This window comes from Nonomuraea spiralis, assembly GCF_014648435.1.
Lineage (GTDB): Bacteria > Actinomycetota > Actinomycetes > Streptosporangiales > Streptosporangiaceae > Nonomuraea > Nonomuraea spiralis.
Genome location: NZ_BMRC01000094.1, coordinates 1 through 701, shown reverse-complemented (window position 1 = coordinate 701; position 701 = coordinate 1). Strand labels below are relative to the sequence as shown.

1 pseudogene is annotated in these 701 nt (G+C 61.3%); it reads left to right on the top strand.

Annotated elements, in window-relative coordinates:
* Positions 1–19: 19 nt before the first annotated feature.
* Positions 20–701, top strand: a pseudogene (locus IEZ27_RS53455) (DNA-directed RNA polymerase subunit beta); the annotation flags it as partial.

Here is a 701-nt window from a genome sequence, read left to right as displayed (position 1 = left end):
GCCCTCGGAAGGACATCTGTTGGCAGCCTCGCGCAACGCCTCCGCCGTACCCGCTGGTCCCCGTCGCGTTTCTTTCGCGCGTATCCAGGAGCCCCTCGAAGTTCCTGACCTTCTCGCTCTGCAGACCGAGTCGTTCGACTGGTTGCTGGGCAACGAGAAGTGGAAGGGGCGGGTAGAGGCGGCTCGTCAGGCCGGGCGCAGGGACGTCCCGACCCAGTCGGGCCTCGAAGAGATCTTCGAAGAGATCAGTCCCATCGAGGACTTCTCGGGGACCATGTCCTTGTCGTTCCGCGACCATCGGTTCGAGCCGCCCAAGTACTCAGTCGATGAGTGCAAAGACAAGGACATGACCTTCTCCGCCCCGATGTTCGTGACGGCGGAGTTCATCAATAACACCACCGGTGAGATCAAGAGCCAGACGGTGTTCATGGGTGATTTCCCGCTCATGACGCCGAAGGGCACGTTCATCATCAACGGCACCGAGCGTGTCGTGGTCTCGCAGCTGGTCCGTTCGCCGGGTGTCTATTTCGAACGTAATGTCGACAAGACCTCGGACAAGGATCTGTACGGCTGCAAGGTCATCCCGTCGCGGGGTGCCTGGCTGGAGTTCGAGATCGACAAGCGCGACAGCGTCGGTGTGCGCATCGACCGTAAGCGCAAGCAGGCCGTCACCGTGCTTCTCAAGGCGCTGGGATGGACCA